This is a genomic window from Spirosoma aureum (assembly GCF_011604685.1).
GTDB classification, from domain to species: domain Bacteria; phylum Bacteroidota; class Bacteroidia; order Cytophagales; family Spirosomataceae; genus Spirosoma; species Spirosoma aureum.
This window is the reverse complement of sequence record NZ_CP050063.1, coordinates 8806729-8826782: the sequence shown is the minus strand read 5'-3', so window position 1 is coordinate 8826782 and position 20054 is coordinate 8806729. Positions and strand designations below refer to the sequence as shown.

General features: G+C 47.3%; 13 protein-coding genes and 2 pseudogenes. 8 read left to right on the top strand and 7 right to left on the bottom strand.

The window, feature by feature from the left end:
• Nucleotides 1-90 precede the first annotated feature (90 nt).
• A complete protein-coding gene (locus G8759_RS35335) occupies nucleotides 91-528 on the bottom strand; it encodes a nuclear transport factor 2 family protein (RefSeq protein ID WP_167218478.1) in 438 nt (145 codons plus the stop codon).
• Between the two features lie 69 nt (nucleotides 529-597).
• Nucleotides 598-2958, bottom strand: a complete 2361-nt coding sequence (pbpC, locus tag G8759_RS35330) for a penicillin-binding protein 1C (protein WP_167218477.1) — start codon at nucleotides 2956-2958, stop codon at nucleotides 598-600.
• A gap of 97 nt (nucleotides 2959-3055) precedes the next feature.
• Between pbpC and G8759_RS35325 the strand changes: the two genes are divergently transcribed.
• Nucleotides 3056-4450, top strand: a complete 1395-nt coding sequence (locus tag G8759_RS35325; protein ID WP_167218476.1) for an MBL fold metallo-hydrolase RNA specificity domain-containing protein — start codon at nucleotides 3056-3058, stop codon at nucleotides 4448-4450.
• Nucleotides 4451-4588: 138 nt separating this feature from the next.
• Here G8759_RS35325 and G8759_RS35320 read toward each other — a convergent pair whose 3' ends face one another.
• The gene (locus G8759_RS35320; protein ID WP_167218475.1) at nucleotides 4589-4804 is read right to left on the bottom strand and encodes a hypothetical protein; all 216 of its coding nucleotides are present in this window, start codon (nucleotides 4802-4804) and stop codon (nucleotides 4589-4591) included.
• A 122-nt stretch (nucleotides 4805-4926) separates the two neighbouring features.
• Between G8759_RS35320 and G8759_RS36535 the strand changes: the two are divergent.
• From G8759_RS36535 to G8759_RS35305, 4 genes and pseudogenes are all read left to right on the top strand, one after another.
• Nucleotides 4927-5229: pseudogene (locus G8759_RS36535) on the top strand (BatD family protein); the annotation flags it as partial.
• A 108-nt stretch (nucleotides 5230-5337) separates the two neighbouring features.
• Complete coding sequence (locus G8759_RS35315) at nucleotides 5338-6378, top strand: BatD family protein (protein WP_232074074.1); 1041 nt, start codon at nucleotides 5338-5340, stop codon at nucleotides 6376-6378.
• Nucleotides 6379-6466: 88 nt separating this feature from the next.
• A complete protein-coding gene (aroC, locus tag G8759_RS35310) occupies nucleotides 6467-7570 on the top strand; it encodes a chorismate synthase (RefSeq protein WP_167218473.1) in 1104 nt (367 codons plus the stop codon).
• A 78-nt stretch (nucleotides 7571-7648) separates the two neighbouring features.
• Complete coding sequence (locus G8759_RS35305; protein ID WP_167218472.1) at nucleotides 7649-8221, top strand: Uma2 family endonuclease; 573 nt, start codon at nucleotides 7649-7651, stop codon at nucleotides 8219-8221.
• 17 nt (nucleotides 8222-8238) lie between these two features.
• Here the strand turns inward: G8759_RS35305 and G8759_RS35300 are convergent, their stop codons facing one another.
• Nucleotides 8239-8442 carry a hypothetical protein gene (locus G8759_RS35300; protein ID WP_167218471.1) on the bottom strand — a complete coding sequence of 68 codons (204 nt, stop codon included), beginning with the start codon at nucleotides 8440-8442 and terminating at the stop codon, nucleotides 8239-8241.
• A 208-nt stretch (nucleotides 8443-8650) separates the two neighbouring features.
• Here G8759_RS35300 and G8759_RS36530 point away from each other — a divergent pair.
• Nucleotides 8651-9549: pseudogene (locus G8759_RS36530) on the top strand (FAD:protein FMN transferase).
• A gap of 1 nt (nucleotide 9550) precedes the next feature.
• On the opposite strand, the gene G8759_RS35290 reads toward G8759_RS36530, so the two are convergent.
• Both G8759_RS35290 and G8759_RS35285 read right to left on the bottom strand, forming a co-directional pair.
• Nucleotides 9551-10645 (bottom strand): acyltransferase family protein, encoded by a 1095-nt coding sequence (locus G8759_RS35290; protein ID WP_232074072.1) that lies wholly within the window; start codon nucleotides 10643-10645, stop codon nucleotides 9551-9553.
• Nucleotides 10646-10933: 288 nt separating this feature from the next.
• Nucleotides 10934-12286 carry a Gfo/Idh/MocA family protein gene (locus tag G8759_RS35285; protein ID WP_167218469.1) on the bottom strand — a complete coding sequence of 451 codons (1353 nt, stop codon included), beginning with the start codon at nucleotides 12284-12286 and terminating at the stop codon, nucleotides 10934-10936.
• Nucleotides 12287-12709: 423 nt separating this feature from the next.
• On the opposite strand from G8759_RS35285, the gene G8759_RS35280 reads away from it, so the two are divergent.
• Both G8759_RS35280 and G8759_RS35275 read left to right on the top strand, forming a co-directional pair.
• Nucleotides 12710-15727 carry a TonB-dependent receptor gene (locus G8759_RS35280; protein ID WP_167218468.1) on the top strand — a complete coding sequence of 1006 codons (3018 nt, stop codon included), beginning with the start codon at nucleotides 12710-12712 and terminating at the stop codon, nucleotides 15725-15727.
• Between the two features lie 252 nt (nucleotides 15728-15979).
• Nucleotides 15980-17410, top strand: coding sequence for an APC family permease (locus G8759_RS35275; RefSeq protein WP_232074071.1), 1431 nt, complete (start codon nucleotides 15980-15982; stop codon nucleotides 17408-17410).
• Here the strand turns inward: G8759_RS35275 and G8759_RS35270 are convergent.
• Nucleotides 17379-19925, bottom strand: a complete 2547-nt coding sequence (locus tag G8759_RS35270) for a GEVED domain-containing protein (protein WP_167218467.1) — start codon at nucleotides 19923-19925, stop codon at nucleotides 17379-17381. The genes G8759_RS35275 and G8759_RS35270 overlap by 32 nt on opposite strands.
• Between the last annotated feature and the right edge of the window lie 129 nt (nucleotides 19926-20054).

The window sequence follows — 20054 nt, the reverse complement described above, 5'->3', positions numbered from 1 at the left end:
GTAGTAATGAATGGTCAAAGATTGACGAAAAAACCCACTCAAAATTCGTGAGTGGGTTGGTTTTTCAATCTTTGACTTATTGAGCGGTTATCAGTGCGTCGGTGTGAACTGAACATTCGCAATTTTCCAGGAGCCACCCTGCTTGGCCGATACGATAGAAAACGATACCGTGGTGTCAAATCCCTGACCCTGAACACTACCTTTCGCTTTCCAGGTTCCTGTCATTATAGCTGCGTCGTTGTTATATTGGCGTGTCCGCGTGTTTGAAACAGTAGCGGTTTCGACCACGACATACCCACCAGAAACACCCTGAGCTAACAAGTCTCCTTCAACCGCATTACCGTCGAAACTGGTAAGGCTGAAATCACTGGCGAGTAGCTTTCCGATTGTAGTACCATCTTCATCGAGCATCGCTTTAAAGAATGCATTCCCAAGAGCCGTTGGATCTTGCGCTGGGTCGGTGGTTTGTTGGGCAAAACTGACTGTGGTGAACAATAAAGCCGTAGCGAATACAAGTAAAGTTTTCATTGATCGTATGATTGAATTTTCCAACGGAAATGTGTTGATAAATAGTGGAAAAGCAAAATGAAGAAACTATTACTCATTTTTTATCATCACCCGTAAATCGCTATAACGTCCTTTGTCGTCGGCGCAGGAGATTTTTAACGGGCCGGGCTGAGGTTTGAAAAAAATGGCTTCGGTTGGTTTTGCTTTTCGATACAGTTTGTCATTCAGGTACCAGAATACGGTTTCTACATCGTTGGCCGCCTGACAGCCCAGTTCCAGATCGGCCGGTTGTTTTGGATTGATGAAATAATCGCTGCCATCGTTTAGGCTCGTTATCAGCGGCCCGGCGTTGCCGCCGAAAACTCGTTCACAAGCCGGATTATGGGGAGGCATTTTATCGAAGGGAATATGCCTGCTCTGATAAAAGACGGCAACTTCCGGCGATAAATTGGCGTATGACCGGCGTACGGCACCAGAATCTGGACGACAATGGGCGCAGTAGGATAGTGTTCCTGCCGCATTCGTAAAAACGGCTTTTCGATGCTGGCACCGTCGATAATGGGACACACCCATGATGCAATAGTCGGTGATCGGATTGGCGCAGAATTCGCCGGGTATGTCGCCGGTTTCGGGGCAGACGAGCCGCATCGACAAACTACTTGCTGGCTTTCGGAACCATCCATTGGGCGAGTTATAATCCAAGGCATTGAAAAGCTGAAACAGCAATGGCGTTGCCGTATTGGCACCACTGAGTTCAGCGACCCCAATACCCGAGAAATTACCCACCCATACGCCAATGGTGTAGCGCTGATTATAGCCAATACTCCAGGCATCGCGCCGACCGTAGGATGTGCCCGTTTTCCAGGCAATTCGGGGGAGGTGATAACTATTGTCGAAATTGTTGGGCAAATCAGGTCGGGTAATCTGTGTGAGTGTGTTGGTGATGAGATAGGCAGCTTCCTTTGACACTACACTGACTCCTTTCTCCTGATTTGGACGAGGGCGGGCGGTTGCGGGTTGAGTGGTAAAATGTAACTCGTTTACTGAGCCTCCATTGGCCAGTCCTGTATACAATCGGGTCATTTCTTCGAGTGTAACACCGCAACCGCCCAGAATCATGGAAAGCCCTAAATCTCTGGCCTGCTTCCTGATCGTTGAAAAACCAGCTTTACGCAACGTTGCAATTAAGACCGGTGTACCCACTTCTTTCAGCAACGCTACTGCCGGAATGTTGAGGGAATTGGCCAGCGCAAATTCGGCCGTAACGGGCCCATTGAATTTCCGGTCATAATTGTCGGGCTCGTAACCACTGAAATTTGTCGGTACGTCGTTGAGTTTCGTTTTAGGAGTAATAGCGCCTGCATCGAAAGCCAATCCGTATAACAAGGGCTTCAAGGCACTACCCGGCGACCGTATGGCCCGAACACCATCCACCTGACCACCGTCAAATGCATTGCCGAAATCAGACGAACCGACATAAGCGATTACCTCTCTGGTTCGGTTATCCACAACCAGTACGGCCGAATTGTGGATATTATGCGCTCGAATGCGATTTGAATAGTTTCGAACTAACTGCTCGGCGGTAGCCTGCGTTGCCGGTTGCAGCGATGCGTGAATAATGGGTGAATCGGGATTTTCGGCCCGAAGTCGACGCGATAGATGAGGAGCCAGTTGCGGGGCTGAACGTCGGTAAGCAATGAGTGGCTCATTCAGCGCATCATTAATGGTTTCATCGTTGAAGAGGTGATTCGTGCGGAAGCGGGTAAGCCAGCGGTTTCGTTCCTGAACAACGAAAGCATTGTTCGTGCCGAGCCTGAGGCTCGACGGTCTATTCGGGATAATAGTTAAGGTGGTTAGTTCGGCCAGACTGAGCAGCTTGGGCGGTTTGCCAAAGTAGAGTAGCGATGCCGATTTCAGGCCTTCGATATTTCCGCCATACGGAATCAGATTCAGGTACAGTTGCAGAATTTCATCTTTGGAATAATGGACTTCCAACTGTACGGCCCTGAATAGTTCGATGAGCTTGCTCCGGTAGGTTCGTTGGCGGGGTTCGAGCAGTCTTACGGTCTGCATCGTAATGGTCGACGCGCCCGATGTGCGTCGGCCCGACAGAAGATTTCGCCCGGCGGCCCGAACCATGGCCACTGGATTAAATCCGAAGTGATACCGGAAATACTTGTCTTCCTTGAACAAAATAGCGTCGCGGAGAGTAGGAGTTATTTCGGGCAGTTCGGCATACATCCGCCATTTGTCGTCGCGACTTAAAAAAACGTGCAGGATTGAGCCATCACGAGCCGTAATCAGGGTAGAATACGGAATCGTTGTTTTGACGGGAAATGAAAAATCGACGCAGAAAAATAGTACTAATGCAACCAGAAGAACTTTCACGGAGGGTGATTGCCAGATTCGTTTGGCGATGACGCGAACGTTTCCCAATATTGATCCAATCATTGCTTTGTTCTTCGTGACTTCTCTACGCTTTTGGGTCTGGAAAGTAAACGCAAAAATCAGTGAATTCCCTTAATCAACGAAACCATACGTTAAAACGATGACCATTCAGTTCTTTGGTGCCGCTCGTACCGTAACAGGTAGCAAACATCTGCTTACAATCGCATCGGGTAAGCAGATTCTGCTCGACTGCGGGCTATTTCAGGGCATTAATACCGACGAGCTTAATCAGCAGTTCGGTTTCGATCCCGCCCAGGTAGATTATATGGTGCTATCGCACGCCCATATCGATCATACGGGTTTAATTCCCCGGCTCGTGCGAAAAGGTTTCCAGGGGCCAATTTATACCACATCGGCAACGATCGACCTTTGCGAAGTCATGCTTATGGATAGCGCACGCATACAGGAGCGTGACCTCGAACGGGTCAATGAGCGACGCCAGCGACGGAGCCAGCCCGAACTTGAAGCGCTTTATGACGAAGATGATGTTCGGCGGGCATTAGATCAAATGGTCGCTGTTAACTATAATACACCTTTTGTTATCTGTGACGAGGTAACTGGTTTATTGACCGATGCAGGTCATCTGCTCGGAAGCGCATCGGTAAGTCTCACGATCCGTGAGAATGGCGCAGAAAAGCAGCTGTTCTTTAGTGGCGATATTGGGCGGCCTGACGACAAAATTCTCCGCTCACCTGACAAATTTCCACAGGCTGACTATATCATCTGCGAATCGACCTATGGTGACAGGCTCCATGAGGCCGAGCCTGACATGAAAGCGCATTTGTTACGAATTGTTAAGGAAACGTGTGTGGAAGGGCGTGGTAAACTGATTATTCCTGCTTTCGCCGTTGACCGGACCCAGGAATTGATTTATGCGCTGGACCAGCTATCGAGTGAAGGAAGCCTGCCCCGACTGCCTGTTTATATCGACAGCCCAATGTCGGTAAAGGCAACCGAGGTTATGCGCGATCATGAAGAAGATTTTAATCCTGATATTCTGGCTTATATCAAAAAAGACGGCGACGCTTTCAATTTCCCTAACCTGCACTACATAGCGGATGTTGAAAGCTCAAAAGCGATCAATGATAGCCGTGAACCGTGTATCATCATTGCGCCGTCGGGGATGGCTGAGGCTGGCCGTATCAAGCACCATATCAAGAATAATATCGAAAAGCCAAACACAACTATTTTATTGGTTGGATATGCATCGCCTACCAGCCTGGGCGGTGCGATCAAACGGGGCGATAAGGAGGTTACTATTTTCGGTGATCGTTATCCGGTTCGGGCGAGGGTAGAGATTATGGATTCTTTCTCTGCTCATGGTGATTACCGGGAAATGATCCAGTTTCTGAGCTGTCAGGACCCGGCACGCGTCAAAAATGTATTTCTGGTACATGGTGAGTATGACAAACAGGTCATCTGGAAAGAGAAGTTAGAAGCCGTTGGTTTCAGGAATATTGACATTCCTGATATGAAGCAGAAAGTGACGCTGTAAGAACGGTACCTGGTATACGGTTGCCTAATTACATTCGTATAGTAGCCCTGTGTTAACTCATTTAAATCACGAACATAAAAATACCCCGGCTTCATCAACCGGGGTTTATTAATTTTGCAGGAAAGTAGAGTTGCTTTGTCAGGTAAAACGAACCCGGGCGAAGCCTCGCGTAAAGCAACGGTTCAGTACAACACGATACACTTTACCAAATTGGGCGTAACACCAGCGTTTAAGCTGTCTTACTTCTTTAGGGATAAGCATTTTGATGGCTTTAGCCAATTCTTTTTCAAACAGGGCTTTATCAAAACTCACCTTCTGAAGGATGGTTTTGATATACTCAAGCATAGAAAGCATGGTCTGTCATTTTTTTTGGTTAAAGAAGCTTATGGATACTGAAAGAGGTTGACTGGTTCGTTCTTATTGGGCTACTTAAACCGTAACGGCTGATGGCATAAAATTGTTGCCCCAAATTAACAATGATGCTTGCAATATTCCGCAATTTTCTTGCATTATTTTTTTGTGTCTCAATTGCTGGCTTTAGCCAAGTAATTGAAAATGATATAACTATTGAGTTAGGTCAAACAAATTTTCCGATTGAACGGCCCTTCACTATTTCTGTTATCATTCCTAACAGTGATTCCCGCCCATCTATCACTTTTCCTGATATCGCGGGATTTACCAAAAAAGGAACCTCTGCGAGTGTTACGCCCAGTGAAATTGGTGGAAAAACAATTACTAATCAAGTTATTACGCAAAATTATCAGGCACGGGCACCGGGACGTTTTCGAGTCCCGCCATTTAGTATTCAGGTCAATGATGAAACGGTGCAATCGGAGGGTACAATTTTGGTAGTCCGTTCGTCGGCAACGGCGTCAATTCCTACTAATTTGACGACCACAGCCATTGTTCCTCCGCCTAATGGGTCGGCCTTCCTGTCGCTTCGAGCCTCTAAATCCATAATTTTTTCGGGCGAAAGTGTAGCACTGACCCTGTCGTTTTTTGTCGCCGACAATTATCCTTATAAGCTAAGTTTTACTGCTCTGGATAAGCAGTTGCAGGCAATCAATAAAAAAATCCGGCCGGCCAATGCGTGGGAAGAAAACCTGAATATAACCGAGCTAAATCCTGTTCCTGTATCGGTTGGCGGAAAAAAGTTTCGGGAATTCCGGCTTTATCAATCCGTTTTTTTTCCATTATCGAATCAGACGTTGAAATTACCGGCAGTGACCCTGTGGCTGGGCAAGGAGCCTATAATTGGCCCCCCATCGGCTAAGCCAGAAACGATTGTCTTTACCAGCAAACCGCTTGTTGTAGCCGTTCGGCCGTTACCGGCGCATCCCTTGCGGGGGCGGGTTCCCGTTGGATTATTCCGCCTGGACGAAGGCCTGGAACGGCAGCGAGTGAGCGTCGGTCAAAGTGTTCGCTATACATTTTCTGTGACAGGTGAAGGTAATATTGCGACGCTTCCGGCACCAGAAACGCTTAGCGACACCACCGCTGTTGATGTGTTTCCCCCCAAAGAGCGCCATACCGTTAATAATTCGGGCACGGAGGTTACGGGGCATAAAACGTTTACTTATTTTGTTGTACCCCATCAGAATGGCGTGATTTCATTGGTCAATCGCTTTCAATGGATTTATTTTAATCCGCAAACAGCCCGATATGATACACTTCGACCACGTTTACAGCTACAGGTCGGCAAAAAAGGATCGGCGATCGCCATAAATTCAACCGTAGAAGCTGCGTTGTCTGGCACAAACGGCGAAACCGTTGTTGTAACACCAGCCGGCGACTCCCTGTATGCCGGTATCGAAACGATAGATAGCACGCATCAACCCCTGAGTATTCCGGTTTTAATTCGAGCGATTGCCAATGTGTTGATTGTATTGATGCTATTAGGAATGATCTTTGTATTTTTTAAGAGGTAAATGAGTGGATTCGAGATGGTGCATTCGAGAAAAGATCGCTTATGCGATTCTGTATCTGAGCATCGGCATCCACTATCCATAAGCAAGCATGAGTAGTACGTACGGAACACTATTTAAAATTTCTACTTTCGGCGAATCACACGGGCCAGCCATTGGCGTGGTTATAGACGGTTGCCCGGCCGGATTGACGTTTGATACTGATTTTATTCAGCACGATTTAGATCGGCGTAAACCCGGTCAGTCACGAATTACAACCCAACGGCGTGAAGCTGATGAATTTGAGGTATTGTCGGGCGTGTTTGACGGGAAAACACAGGGAACACCCATCGCACTATTAATTCGCAATACCGACCAGCGAAGTAAAGACTATGGCCATATTGCCGAACAGTTTCGGCCTTCCCATGCCGACTACACCTATCAAACTAAATACGGCTCCCGTGACTATCGGGGTGGTGGGCGGTCATCGGCACGAGAAACAGCAGCGCGGGTTGCTGCGGGTGCGGTAGCTAAACTGCTTCTGGCGCAGCAGGGTGTTCAGGTTCAAGCTTATGTTTCGCAGGTTGGTACGATGAAACTCGAAAAAGCATATGCTGACCTGAATCTGGCCCTTGCCGAAGAGAATCCTGTTCGTTGCCCTGACCCCGAAATGGCCGAACGCATGTTTCAATATATTGACGAAACTCGCAAGCAGGGCGATTCGATCGGCGGAATAGTCGATTGCGTCGTAACGGGGGTCCCGGTTGGTTGGGGCGAGCCGGTTTTCGATAAACTCCATGCCGAATTGGGCAAAGCGATGTTGAGCATCAATGCTGTTAAAGGATTTGAGTACGGCAGTGGATTTGCGGGTGCAGGGTTGTATGGTTCGCAGCATAACGACGAATTTTATACGGATGAACAGGGGCGAGTTCGTACCAAAACGAACCAGTCGGGCGGAATTCAGGGTGGAATCAGTAATGGCGAAGACATTTACTTCCGCACAGCTTTCAAACCCGTAGCAACCATCATGCAGGACCAGGACAGCGTAGATATTCATGGCCAGCCGGTAACGGTGTCAGGAAAAGGCCGACACGATCCCTGTGTTGTACCACGTGCCGTGCCTATCGTTGAGGCAATGGCCGCCTTAGTACTCGTGGACATGTACCTGCGCAACAAAGTCTCGCAGATAGACCGCCAGGAGGCCGGAATTTTGTAGATTTGATTTCAGCCTGGAATAAATTCTTTCAGTGCAGACTTATATTGGCAATAACGGTTGATAAACCAACTGCTCAACATGGAAACGAAGATAACCACCTCCCGCACGAAACGTCGATCGGCACCGCAAACGGTTGCCGAATTCGAAAAGTGGCTTGCCCGTAAAAAAACGGATGCAAACTATGAGTTCGTTCGGGGGAAAATCATCCGAAAACCCGCGATGAAGCAGGAAGAATTGTTTATTGCTCGATTTTTAATGCGTGCCTTCGCCAAAACGCAGTTATACCAGCAAGGAGCAGAAATGTTGTCAGAAGGAGATGCGTATGTCGATGCGTTTCGCAAACGAATTCCTGATTTGGCTATTTTCACCGATGAGCAGATAAAAGAGGCTAGAAGGGGTAAACGCTTTATGCCTCCCTTAGCCATCGAAATTTTATCGGACTCAGAGTCGCAGAACGATGTGCTGGAGAAAGTGCAGGATTACTTTGATGCCGGTGTTCAACTGGTCTGGTACATTGCTCCGAAACAACAGAAAATTTATGCCTACTCCTCGCCCGATGATATCAGGGTATTTAAAGGGCAGGATGTTTGTTCAGCTGCCCCTGTTGTACCCGATTTTCAATTTGTGATCGAGGATTTATTCAAGGCTTGATCCAAGAATGAGCATACCTACTTTTTCTTCAGAACAGCCTGCATAATGGCAAACCCCAAAAAACCAAAGCCAATAGCCTGCCCCAGAATACCCAGTGTCAGTAAGGTCCCGGCTGCATCGGAAGAGTGATTTCGTGCCCACGCACCAATCAGGAGAAGCACAATTCCGATTATCCAGAAGGCTGCGGCCAGTAAAACGAATTTATTTTTGATCGTGACCATAATACGATTAGCAAAATTTCCCGTAGAAGCCTTATCTCAATGTCAGGGTAGACGCTTCTACGGGTTAATAAATTTACACTACAAACGCTTAAGACGCATCCTATTTTCTTCCCAACTGGCAATCCGTCTGCTGATCGCCAATTTATTACTTCCCGCTTTCTGTACGGCACAATCGGTCGCACATCGCTTTACGTTTCATCGGGGATTGATGGGCACACAATTCAACGTAATTTTTTATACTGCTGATAGTGTGATGGCGCAGCGAGCCAATGCCGCCGTTTCTGCCAGAATGGACTCCCTGAATCAGATCATGAGCGACTATCTGGACGGGTCCGAAATTAATCGTTTATCGGCAACTAGTGGTTCCGGCCAGTGGGTACCTGTGTCTGCGGAGTTGTTCGATGTCTTGACTAAGGCACAAACCATAGCTCAACTCTCAAACGGGCGCTTTGATCCCACCGTCGGGCCATTGTCGCTTTTATGGCGCAGAGCAGTTCGGCGAAAAGAATTTCCGACGGCAAAAGAACGCCGTCGGGCCAGACGATCAGTGGGTTATCGGTTGATGGAATTGGATAGCAGTCGCCGTTCAATTAGACTTCGACGGTCTGGTATGCGTCTGGATGTGGGTGGTATTGGGCAAGGTTTTGCTATCGATGAAGCGTTAAAGGTATTGCACCGGTTCGGAATCCAGTCGGTTCTGATTGACATAGGGGGGATATTCTGGTAGGCGATGCACCGCCAGATAACCCGGCAGGCTGGCGTGTCGGAATTGGATCAGGAAAGGCCGAAGATGCCGATACAACAACCGTTTTTCTCAAAAATGCAGCGATAACGACATCGGGCGACACCTATCGGTTTCTGGAGTATAATGGTCGACGTTACTCACACATTATGGACCCGCGTACTGGTCTGGGCCTGCATCATTTTGTGCGGGCTACTGTGATGGCTCCCAACGGTTACCATGCCGATGCGCTCACGAAAGTATTTAGCGTGGCCGGGTTGACGAAGAGTCGTCGGTTAATTGACCGTTGGCCGGGGGCAAACCTGTTGATTATCGAAAACAAAAAGGGCCAATTACGCCAATGGCAATCGGCCCCTTTCCGGTAATCTACACCTGTTCCACATAAGCAAGCTTCTCGTTCAGTTTGATCTGCTTTGGTTTTAAGCCGTACAAGATACGGGTGAGAACAAAAGGACGGATCAGGAAATGATATAGCGTAAATAAAAACAGAAAGCAAACAAGGATCAAAGCCGCCAACTTCACTGCAATGGGGCTGTTCCATTGAACTATATAATAGCCTGTTGCTACAATAATCGTTTGATGAAGAATGTAAAATGGGTAAATGGCTGAAGTTAAATATCGGAGTGTTGGATTCGTGAAATTTAAATACCGTTTGGCGAAACCAATACTAGTCAGAATGGTTGACCAGATATGCAGACCGTCACAAAGTCCGTATAAATAGAGTGAATTATCCTGTTGTTTCGGCAAACTGACCGCCCAGTAATAGTTCCAGAATAAAACGGCCATACAAAGCAGGGAAACTGATAAAAAAAACTTGCGGTATTTTTCGCAGGTAATCCAGAAGGATGATAAATCGCCGAGAAAGTAACCGAAAAAATAGAACGTAATTGAGGAGTTAAATACAAACCAATCATCAAATAAACTGCCCTGAGCTGGCCATTGAATGTATAACGTAAAATAGTATAGTATAAAGGGAATAGCGAGTGATAGATTGGCGAGTGGATGACTAAAAAATGGATTGATTTTTTGCTTCCAGGTTCGAAGGGCTCGAAGGTTTAATAAATAGAAAATGGGCAACAGCAAAATTGTAAATACGAATAAGTAGACTACAAACCATAAATGACTCCAGGTAAGAGTTCCCTCAGGATAGGGGATAAAGGTCCAGACTGAGGGATAGAAATGCCAGTAGCTTTCATCGATCCGCTTTTCCTGTAGCCGCTCAAAATACACCTGCAGGGGAATAACAAAAAGCATGGAGAACAGCAACGGGATGAATAACCGGATAACTCGCTCCCCGAAAAATGAAAGAACCGACCGTTTCCGTAAGGAAAAGCTAACTCCGACTCCTGAAATGAAAAATAATAAGGGTAGCCGCCACTGGTGCAACCAGATTATAAGCCGATCGAGGATTATCGAATGTTCTTCGTTTTTGATCTCCCAGCCAAACTGCACAAAGGGCATGGAGCAATGAAAAAAGATTAAGACCATGAAGGCGAGAACTCTGATCCAATCGATGTAGTGTTCTCTTGAGTGCTGAATGGTAGCCATAAAAAGGATTAATACTTGTCCAGATAGCTACCAGATGCAAGACCGGTTGTTGGGGTTGCATCTGCCACTCAAACTATTTATTAATCAGGGAGATATGCATGGTTTTGCATACTGAAATAGTTTATCTCTGAAACACAATAAGGCCGACTGCACAGTTGGCAATCGGCCTTATCTTAACTAGATAAACCAAAGTATCCGGACTTACACAGCTATTGTTTTACCCGGTACTGCTATGGGGTAGAAACCGTCTTTATCGGGTAAACTCTTTGGCATGGCATCCCAGGCCAGCGTTGAGGGAAAAAGGTCGATCTGTGAATTTAGTGCTTCATCCCACTTCACAACTTTACCGGAATAAGTAGCCATACGACCCATAATGGCCGTCATTGTGCTTTTGGCGACACGTTCGGCATCCGCAAACTTATATTCACCTTTGGCAATGGCTTCGAACAATTCGTCGTGTTCAATCTGGTAGGGGTTCCCATCGGCTTTGCTATCGTGGGTATAGATCGGCTGACCGTTATAGCCTACCAATGCGCTGGTTTTCTTTTCCATCCCTTCAACCTTCCCTTTGGTTCCCAGGAACATTTCGTCGACCCGGCTGTAGGTGCCTTCATAGTGTCGGCACTGGCTGTTTATGGTTGTGCCATCGGCATAGACAAAATCGACAATATGGTGATCGAAAATTTCGCCATAGTCTTTGCCTGTTCGGACCTGCCGACCGCCCGTTCCCTGGCAGGATACGGGATAACTGTTTTTCACCCAGTTGGCCACATCAATGTTGTGAACGTGCTGTTCATTGATGTGGTCGCCACAGAGCCAGTTGAAATAATACCAGTTGCGCATCTGGTAGTCCATTTCAGTCTGATTTGGTTTGCGGGGTTTCTGCCAGACTCCTCCGCTAACCCAGTACACCTGTCCGCCCACGATGTCGCCTAACGCACCGTCGTGGATGCGCTTAATCATATCGCGGTAGCTGGGTTGGTAGCGCCTTTGCAAGCCTACGACTACGTTCAGTTTTTTCTTTTTGGCCTCTTCCGCAGCTGCCAGCACCCGACGAACGCCCGGTGCATCGGTAGCAACGGGTTTTTCCATGAAAACTTGCTTGCCCTGCCGAACAGCCTCTTCAAAATGACTTGGCCGGAAACCAGGTGGAGTGGCCAGAATTACGACATCCGCTAAGGCCATAGCCTGTTTGTAGGCATCAAACCCAACGAACTTATGGTCTTCCGGGACGTCTACTTTTGGTGTTCCGTCAGCCGCTTTAGCGCCACGTCCGATCAGAGCTTTATAGGCATCGTCAAGACGGTCGCGGAAGGCATCAGCCATGGCAACGATTTTGACGTTTTGTTTTGTGCTAAGAGCCTGTTGAGCAGCACCCGTCCCACGACCACCACAGCCAATCAAAGCTACTTTTATTGTATCGTTCGCTGAAAAATGATAGCCGGGATGGCCAGCTTCGGCCTTTGCGCTGAACGGTAGGCTGCCAAGCAGGGCACCACCTGTCAGCAGGCCGGAGGTTTTGAGGAAATCACGCCGGTTTGATTCGTTCGTCATTGTGGTAAGAGAGTATCGGTTGAGAAATAAGATGCTTAACAATGAAAAGGCATCCTTATGAGATATTTACTACTTTATCTGTGGTCGAAGATCCACGAATTTGTGGGCTATTGTTTAGTGAATTAGTCCATCAGGCGATCGACGTGGTATCGGTTTCTTAAAACCGATAAGGCTGGAACGGTTCTCTGGTGCGATTCTCAAAACCTCGTTGTTCATGCCAGATGCAGTTAAGCAAACCACAGGGGTCAGGTTTAAAAATATGAATAGATGTGAAAAACACTCTTTAGGTCTAATACGACAGCAAAGCCATTGAGGAAATAATTAATTAATGTCAAGATTTTCTTGCACAGAATAAAGACTTATCCGTATGTTTAGCATCAAAGTAGGTATTCTCTAAGTTAACTATTTATTAACCAGCCACCTATGCAAAAATCAATTACTCACACATTCCTCTTGCCTGTGTTTTTCTGCTTGTTTTGTGTGGGGGCTATGGCTCAAACGCGGATTTCAGGCAAAATAACTGCAGAAGCGACGAAAGAGGAATTAGCCGGTATCAGCATTATCGTTAAAGGAAAAGTTATTGGTACGATAACTGACCAGAAAGGTAATTTTTCCTTAACGACGAATACGCCTACTCCTTTCACTATTGCTATCTCTTCGATTGGTTTTCAGTCACAGGAAGTGGTAATTAATGGCGATCGAAGCGACCTGAACGTTGCGTTAAAAGAACAGGTCACTTTAGGGCAGGAAGTCGTTGTATCGGCCTCACGGGTCGAGGAAAGCGTTCTTAAATCGCCGGTATCGGTCGAACGGCTGGATATTCGAGCGTTTCAAGCTACGCCATCAGCATCGTTTTATGATGCGATCCAGAATATCAAGGGCGTTGATATGAGCACCCAAAGTCTGACCTTCAAATCAGTCAACGTACGTGGTTTTGGTGCTAACGGTAACACAAGAGTTGTTCAATTACTGGACGGGATGGATAATCAGGCACCGGGCCTGAATTTCTCCGTTGGCAACATTGCCGGTGTGTCGGAACTGGATCTGGAAAGTGTTGAACTCTTACCTGGCGCGGCTTCTGCCCTCTACGGTCCTAATGCAATCAATGGGCTACTCTTAATGACATCGAAAAGCCCGTTCCAGTATCAGGGGCTCAGCGCATATGTGAAAGGTGGCGTGATGAGCGCCAGTAACCGGTCAACGGCAACCACACCGTACTACGATGCGGCCTTTCGTTATGCCAAGGCATTCAATAACCGTCTGGCGTTTAAGGTAGGCGTTTCGTACCTATCGGCTAAAGACTGGCAGGCGACCGATTATCGGGATCAGGGATTTTCAAATGGGTATACGCTTGAAACGGGTAATCGGGCCAACAATCAGGGCTACGATGGCATCAATATATACGGTGATGCCAGTGCTAACCTATATTCCAATCTCTATGGAAATGGTCAGCCCGGCACTGGGGCCGACGGTTCATCGCAGATATTGGGCCTGATTGCCAGTACGCCAATTCCGCAGGCAGGCAATAGAACCTTGCCGCAACTTACTGGCCTTACACCCCAACAGATCTTCAATAACATTATTCCGAACCTGAATATCTCGCGGACAGGCTATCAGGAAAGCGAACTTGTCAATTATGATGCTACTAATCTAAAGCTAAATGGAGCTTTGCATTACCGTTTGAACGAAAACGTAGAAGCCATTCTGCAGGCAAACTGGGGTACTGGAACAACGGTTTACACAGGAGCTGATCGCTATTATATCAAAGGCTTTAAGTTAGGGCAGTATAAACTCGAACTGAAAGGGTCCAACTTTTTCGTACGGGCTTATACCACGCAGGAACGCTCGGGCGATGCTTATGCTACTGGTATATTAGGGCAAGGGATCAATGAAGCCTGGAGCGGTAGTGCTGCCAAGTGGTTCCCAACCTACTTTGGTACTTATGCCCAAACTGCGTTTCAGGGATATACCACCGCTTTTTTAACGGCTCTTGGTTCAGGACAGTCACCTGCAGCTGCTTTGGCTGCCGCACAGGCAACGGTTACGAATCAACAAAGTGCCTGGCTTAATGTGGCTCGGGGCGCGGCTGATCAGGGGCGCTTACTACCTGGTACCGCTGGTTTCCAGCAGGCTTTCGATGCGGTCACCGGGAAACCTATACCAGGTGATGCAACGGGCGTTGGAGCCCGGTTTTTAGACAAAACCAATCTCTATCATGGTGAAGTGATGTATAACTTCAGCAAGGTAATTGATCCAAAACTGATTGAGTTGATTGTAGGTGGAAATGTGCGACGATATGCCTTGAACTCAGAAGGAACCCTGTTTGCCCGTGATGAAAACGGCAAAGAGTTTACGATCGATGAATATGGGGTTTATGCGCAGGCATCGAAAACGCTGGCTGACGTACTAAAACTGACGGGATCGCTTCGTTACGACAAAAACCAGAATTTTAAAGCACAGGTAAGCCCTCGGTTATCGGCGGTGTTGACAGTGGCCAAGGTGCATAATTTCCGGGCATCCTTTCAACGCGGTTTCCGCATTCCAACAACGCAGGATCAGTACATCGATTTGACTACACCTACTGCACATTTAATAGGTGGTCTGCCTTTGTTTAAGCAGCGCTATAATTTTGCTGGCAGCCCCATTTATACCCTTCAGTCTGTACAGGCATTTGGAGCCGCCTTGCAGACGGGTGGTGCTGCGGCCTTGCCACAAGCCCTCGGATTACTTAAAACCGCTGTTGATCCTGGCTATGACCCTGAGCGGGTAGAAACGTATGAAGTGGGTTATAAAGGGCTGATTGGTAATAAGTTATTTATTGATGCTTATTACTACTACAATCGATTCCTTAATTTCCTGGGTACACAAACAGTAGTACAGGGAAAGCAACCTGTTTCGCCAACGAACCCTACGTCAACGTTACAGCTTATCAGTGCGGCAGGTCGAAATGTTTATTTCTATCCTGTCAATTCGACAACCCAGTTGAAAAATGCTGGTTGGGCAATTGGTTTGGATTATCTGCTACCAGGCAATTATACTATCGGAGCTAACGTATCATCGAACTATTTGATTGATCAGGATCAGATTCCGACTGGATTCGTGACATTCTTTAATACGCCGAAGTATCGGTATAATCTATCGTTTGGCAACCGGAATATTGCGGGCAGTAATTTCGGGTTTAACGTCGTATGGAGGGCGCAGGATTCGTTCCGATGGGAATCAAGTTTTGCCAATACCGAAGCTACAGGCCGTCAGCAGACAATCATTCCGGCATATAGTACGCTGGATGCTCAGATTAGCAAAAAAATACCTGGCGTTAAGTCTATTCTAAAAGTTGGAGGCACCAACCTGATTGGTAAGCTGTATCAGCAGTCATGGGGTAATCCAAGTGTTGGGTCGATGTATTACATCAGCCTTACCTTTGATCAACTGATGAATTAAATCAGGTAAATTCTAAAAAAGCGTCGCTGCCAAATCTTATGGCAGCGACGCTTTTTTGTTTTTCATACTAATTGGCTGACATTATAAAGACTGTATGTCCTTTACTGATGGATCAACGAGCTTCGCTTAAACTCATTTACGCGTTATCCGGACACAAGCTCCCAAAAATACGGGTGGGAAATCGAACTTTTACGCTTCGAATGACCGTTGCCTGATCGTTTGGTAGATCATTCTCTTTTTTCCATTACGCTATTGATTGATTCTACACCTTCCAATCCTTCAGAGCCACCGATCCCCCCATTATCGGATACGGATTCAGCGTTACCACGCCGACTAAATCTGCTTCAGGGCACGGCTCTTAACATGATTGATATGGTCGGAATCGGCCCGTTTGTCGTGTTACCCCTGGTTATTAAAACGCTGGGCGGACCTCAATTTCTATGGGCCTGGATATTAGGAGCGTTCGTTTCGGTGATCGATGCGTTTGTCTGGGCGGAATTGGGCGCAGCTTTTCCTCAGGCCGGAGGAAGCTATAATTTTCTGAAAATTTCGTACGGAGAAAAACGCTGGGGACGTTTGCTATCCTTTTTGTATGTCTGGCAAACACTGATTCAGGCTCCTTTAGTGATGGCTTCAGGAGCAATCGGTTTTGCGCAGTACATGTCTTACCTGATGCCGCTGGAAGAATGGCAGCGTAAAGCGGTTTCTGGCGGAGTTGTTCTGGTTATTATTGTATTATTATACCGGAAAATCGACTCGATTGGGAAAATCGGATTGATTATGTGGGGTGCGGTGCTGGTAACACTAGGCTGGATTATTATCGGTGGATTAAGTAATGCCAGAATTCCATTGTCCGACACATTTGAGTCGATGAGTTCAGTGAGTGGTGGATTGCTGGCAGCTGGCCTTGGTCATGCGTCCGTGAAAACAATTTATTGTTATCTGGGCTATTATAACGTTTGCCATTTAGGTGGTGAAATTCAGCGGCCAACCCGTAATATTCCGGCCAGCATGTTTATTTCCATTGCCGGCATTGCTGGTCTTTATCTACTCATGAATCTCAGTGTAGTCAGTGTGGTTCCCTGGCAGGAAGCCCAAAACAGTGACTTCATCGTTAGCCTCTTTATCGAAACGCTTTACGGGCCAAAAGTGGCACAATTTGCTACTGTGCTGGTGTTACTGGTGGCTTTTTCGTCTTTATTTGCGGTCTTGCTCGGGTATTCTCGGGTGCCTTATGCTGCTGCTGTTGATGGGCAGTTTTTTCCAATCTTCGCCCGTTTACACCCGACCCGCCAGTTTCCTTATGTTTCGTTGCTGTTTTTGGGCGGATTAGGTTTCGTCTTTAGCTTACTTTTTCGCCTTGGCGATGTCATTACGGCCATTCTGGCTATGCGGATCGTTGTGCAGTTTGTCGGGCAGGCCATTGGTTTATTGCTCCTCCACCGCCGACGGGCAATTACTGAATTTCCGTTTCGAATGCCGCTTTATCCATTGCCGGTGCTTCTAGCGATCAGCGTATGGCTCTTTATTTTCTTTTCAACGGGCCTGACATTCATGCTCTCCGGGCTCATTGTCATTGGTGTTGGCATAGTAGCGTTCCTGCTCTCAGCTGGTTTGCGTCAGCAATGGCCGTTCAATCGGAGCGATACGGCTATGGGACTACACGAAGATCAATCCAGCTAACATCGTCTTCCCCATTGAGGTTATTGCCGGTAGGATTTGCTGACCCTGGCGTTGAATCAGGATCCAGCGTAGAAACTGACCAGATCTGAGCCGCGTTCATAATAGAACCGGTTGTATTGGGTATTGCCGTAAACACCATCTGGGCCGATCCGCCTGAGGATAGCGAATTTATCGTTCCTTCGATGATGGTGTAGTTAGCTCCTGTTGCCACAACAATAGCTCCTGTGGGCGAATTGGTTAGGGTCAACCCTCGCAATGTATCACGTACAACAATAGTATTCGCTGATACTCCCCCGGCATTTATAACTGTGACGGTAAACGTAACTGGCTGCCCAGTCGCTGGAGTACGGGTACTTGCGCTCATAAGCACAGACAGATCAGCTTTTGCCGGGTCAGGAGTTGGCTGACTGGAAATAACGGTGGGGAGCGGTGTCTGATTCGGATTGGGCGAAGCATACACTATTGTGCTACTGAGTGAGGTACGAATATCTACTGTTGCCGCATCGTCCTGGCCGTCACCGGTTCCTGATCCCGGTTGTGAATTAGGATCGTATAGACTACTTGTTAGTATCTGGGCCGAATTGACATAGACACCCGGCTGAGTAGGCTTCAACTGATACACAAAGGTAGCCGAAGCCCCACTGTTGAGCGTGATACCGCTCCCACTTACGGCTGTGCCAGAGCTTGATACACTGGCATCACTACTGACAAAGCTAAGATTAGGCGGCAGATTGTTTTGCCAGCTGATGCCCGTTGCGTTACCAGGACCTCTATTTTGTAGGGTCACCGAAAAGCTGACCGGTTGATTCGTGGCTGGCGTTCGGGCATTCGTTTGCATACTTAAGCTAAGATCTGCTGAAGGTTGAGTACCAACTTGTATCTGATAATCTTCCGTTTCGCCATAGAGATAGATTCCGCATGGATCGGCAGGAATGGTATTGTAGGCGTCGACTATTCGTAACGCCAAATTACCGCCCGTTAAATTGGCCGGGAATGCGATGCTTCCGGAAAATTGCCCTGTGAGTGTAGCAGGGGTCTGGTAGAGGAGTTCATTACTTTCATACGAACCATTCCGGTTCAAATCTGCCCATATTGTAACGCCCTGCTTATAGCTTGATGGTAATAATGTGACAGTAAATGACGATGATTGCCCTGCCACAACCGTTGTAGAAACAACCGTGCTGGAGCTATAACCTCCTAATGAACAACCAGAACTTTGGCTCAGGATACTGCCATTAAGTACAAAACCACTTAAGCCGTCACCTTCTGTACAGGTATAGGAACTGTAGATGGGATGGCAGGTAGGCGTCGTGACATTAGCCGTTGGGCTGATTCCCTGCGTTGTGGCGTTTGATGGTTTGATACGATAATAATAGGTGGTTAAAGGGGCCGTTTTGGTGTCTGTGTAACTGGTGCTGTTGGGAGCTACACCACCAATGGACACGAAACCAGTGTTGGGCAATGTAGATCGTTCAATGAAATAGCCCATTTCATTGGTTCCATTATCCTGCCAGGCTATTAATACGTTACCATTATTGATCGTAGCCACGACGTTACTGGGTGCTGAAACACTCGTGGGTGGACAATCCAGTGAATAAGCGGTGTGCGATTGCCGTAATGCCAGCCCTGCCTGCATTCGATCATACTGCCCCTGCGTAAAATCATGCGTACAGGGAAAGTAGTATGACATAATGTTAGTCGTTGATGGTGCAAAAGAGGCCCCCTGCGAATCTTTAGCGGTGCCATTATATGTTTCGCAGCCATTGATATAAATTGTGGTTGCACCCGGTAAACCATAAGGGTCGGCAGGGGTGTCGCACAACTCGTCGCCTGCCAGTGCGCAATTGGCTCCTGCACCTCTGGTTACCAATTCGTCGGTACCTGAACTCAGGTTGCCAAACGTATGGAACAAACCAAAGTTATGACCAAGCTCATGGGGAAGTAAGCGGTTGCCCAGATCGACCTCATCCGACTCATTCAAAATAAATGAACGCGTCGCCTGAATTGTGTTGTCCGGAAAATACGCATAGCCTCCTAATCCACTCTGGCTAAAGGCATTGACATAATATTGATTTAAAGCATTGGTGGCATCATGTCCATTAACGGATGTTTCATTAAAGGCCTGAAAGCTGTTATAGAGGTTATCGTTATCTATATATTCAGGTGAAGTGCCACAAAAATAAAATTGAATGCCACTACCGTTGAGAAGGTAGTAGCTATTCGTGGTTGCTATAATATTATTCATTTTAGCCAGCGTTATGCCACCAGTACCATCGCTACGCCGGTAAATGTGAGGGCGGATTGGTACATAGGTAAGGCTGGCCAGCGGCTGCCCCGAAGCCTGCTTCATACTTAATGCGAATGCTGCCAGACTAGTGAGTGTATGGCGTTCTTTGGCAGATAAATCGGGTGTAGCACACACGAGCGAAACGCTGGACGGAGCACGTTGAGCCGATGAAAAAAATGGAAGCAGAAAGCTAAGGCAAGCAATCCATACCCGTAAATAATATACCATTCCTATGAAATCGTAGTTAGAAAGGCGGCATTTGTTTATCAAATCTCAATTATTGTAGCCCCAATACCAACGGGCAAGGGGACTTTTTACTAGTGTTTTGATTATATGGGTAAATGAGCTGGGAGCCAA

What these genes read in the sequence shown, in the direction of transcription:
- G8759_RS35335 (WP_167218478.1), bottom strand. Translation starts at nt 528, where the DNA reads ATGAAAACTTTACTTGTATTCGCTACGGCTTTATTGTTCACCACAGTC.
- pbpC (WP_167218477.1), bottom strand. Translation starts at nt 2,958, where the DNA reads ATGATTGGATCAATATTGGGAAACGTTCGCGTCATCGCCAAACGAATC.
- G8759_RS35325 (WP_167218476.1), top strand. Translation starts at nt 3,056, where the DNA reads ATGACCATTCAGTTCTTTGGTGCCGCTCGTACCGTAACAGGTAGCAAA.
- G8759_RS35320 (WP_167218475.1), bottom strand. Translation starts at nt 4,804, where the DNA reads ATGCTTTCTATGCTTGAGTATATCAAAACCATCCTTCAGAAGGTGAGT.
- aroC (WP_167218473.1), top strand. Translation starts at nt 6,467, where the DNA reads ATGAGTAGTACGTACGGAACACTATTTAAAATTTCTACTTTCGGCGAA.
- G8759_RS35305 (WP_167218472.1), top strand. Translation starts at nt 7,649, where the DNA reads ATGGAAACGAAGATAACCACCTCCCGCACGAAACGTCGATCGGCACCG.
- G8759_RS35300 (WP_167218471.1), bottom strand. Translation starts at nt 8,442, where the DNA reads ATGGTCACGATCAAAAATAAATTCGTTTTACTGGCCGCAGCCTTCTGG.
- G8759_RS35290 (WP_232074072.1), bottom strand. Translation starts at nt 10,645, where the DNA reads ATGCCCTTTGTGCAGTTTGGCTGGGAGATCAAAAACGAAGAACATTCG.
- G8759_RS35285 (WP_167218469.1), bottom strand. Translation starts at nt 12,286, where the DNA reads ATGACGAACGAATCAAACCGGCGTGATTTCCTCAAAACCTCCGGCCTG.
- G8759_RS35280 (WP_167218468.1), top strand. Translation starts at nt 12,710, where the DNA reads ATGCAAAAATCAATTACTCACACATTCCTCTTGCCTGTGTTTTTCTGC.
- G8759_RS35270 (WP_167218467.1), bottom strand. Translation starts at nt 19,925, where the DNA reads ATGGTATATTATTTACGGGTATGGATTGCTTGCCTTAGCTTTCTGCTT.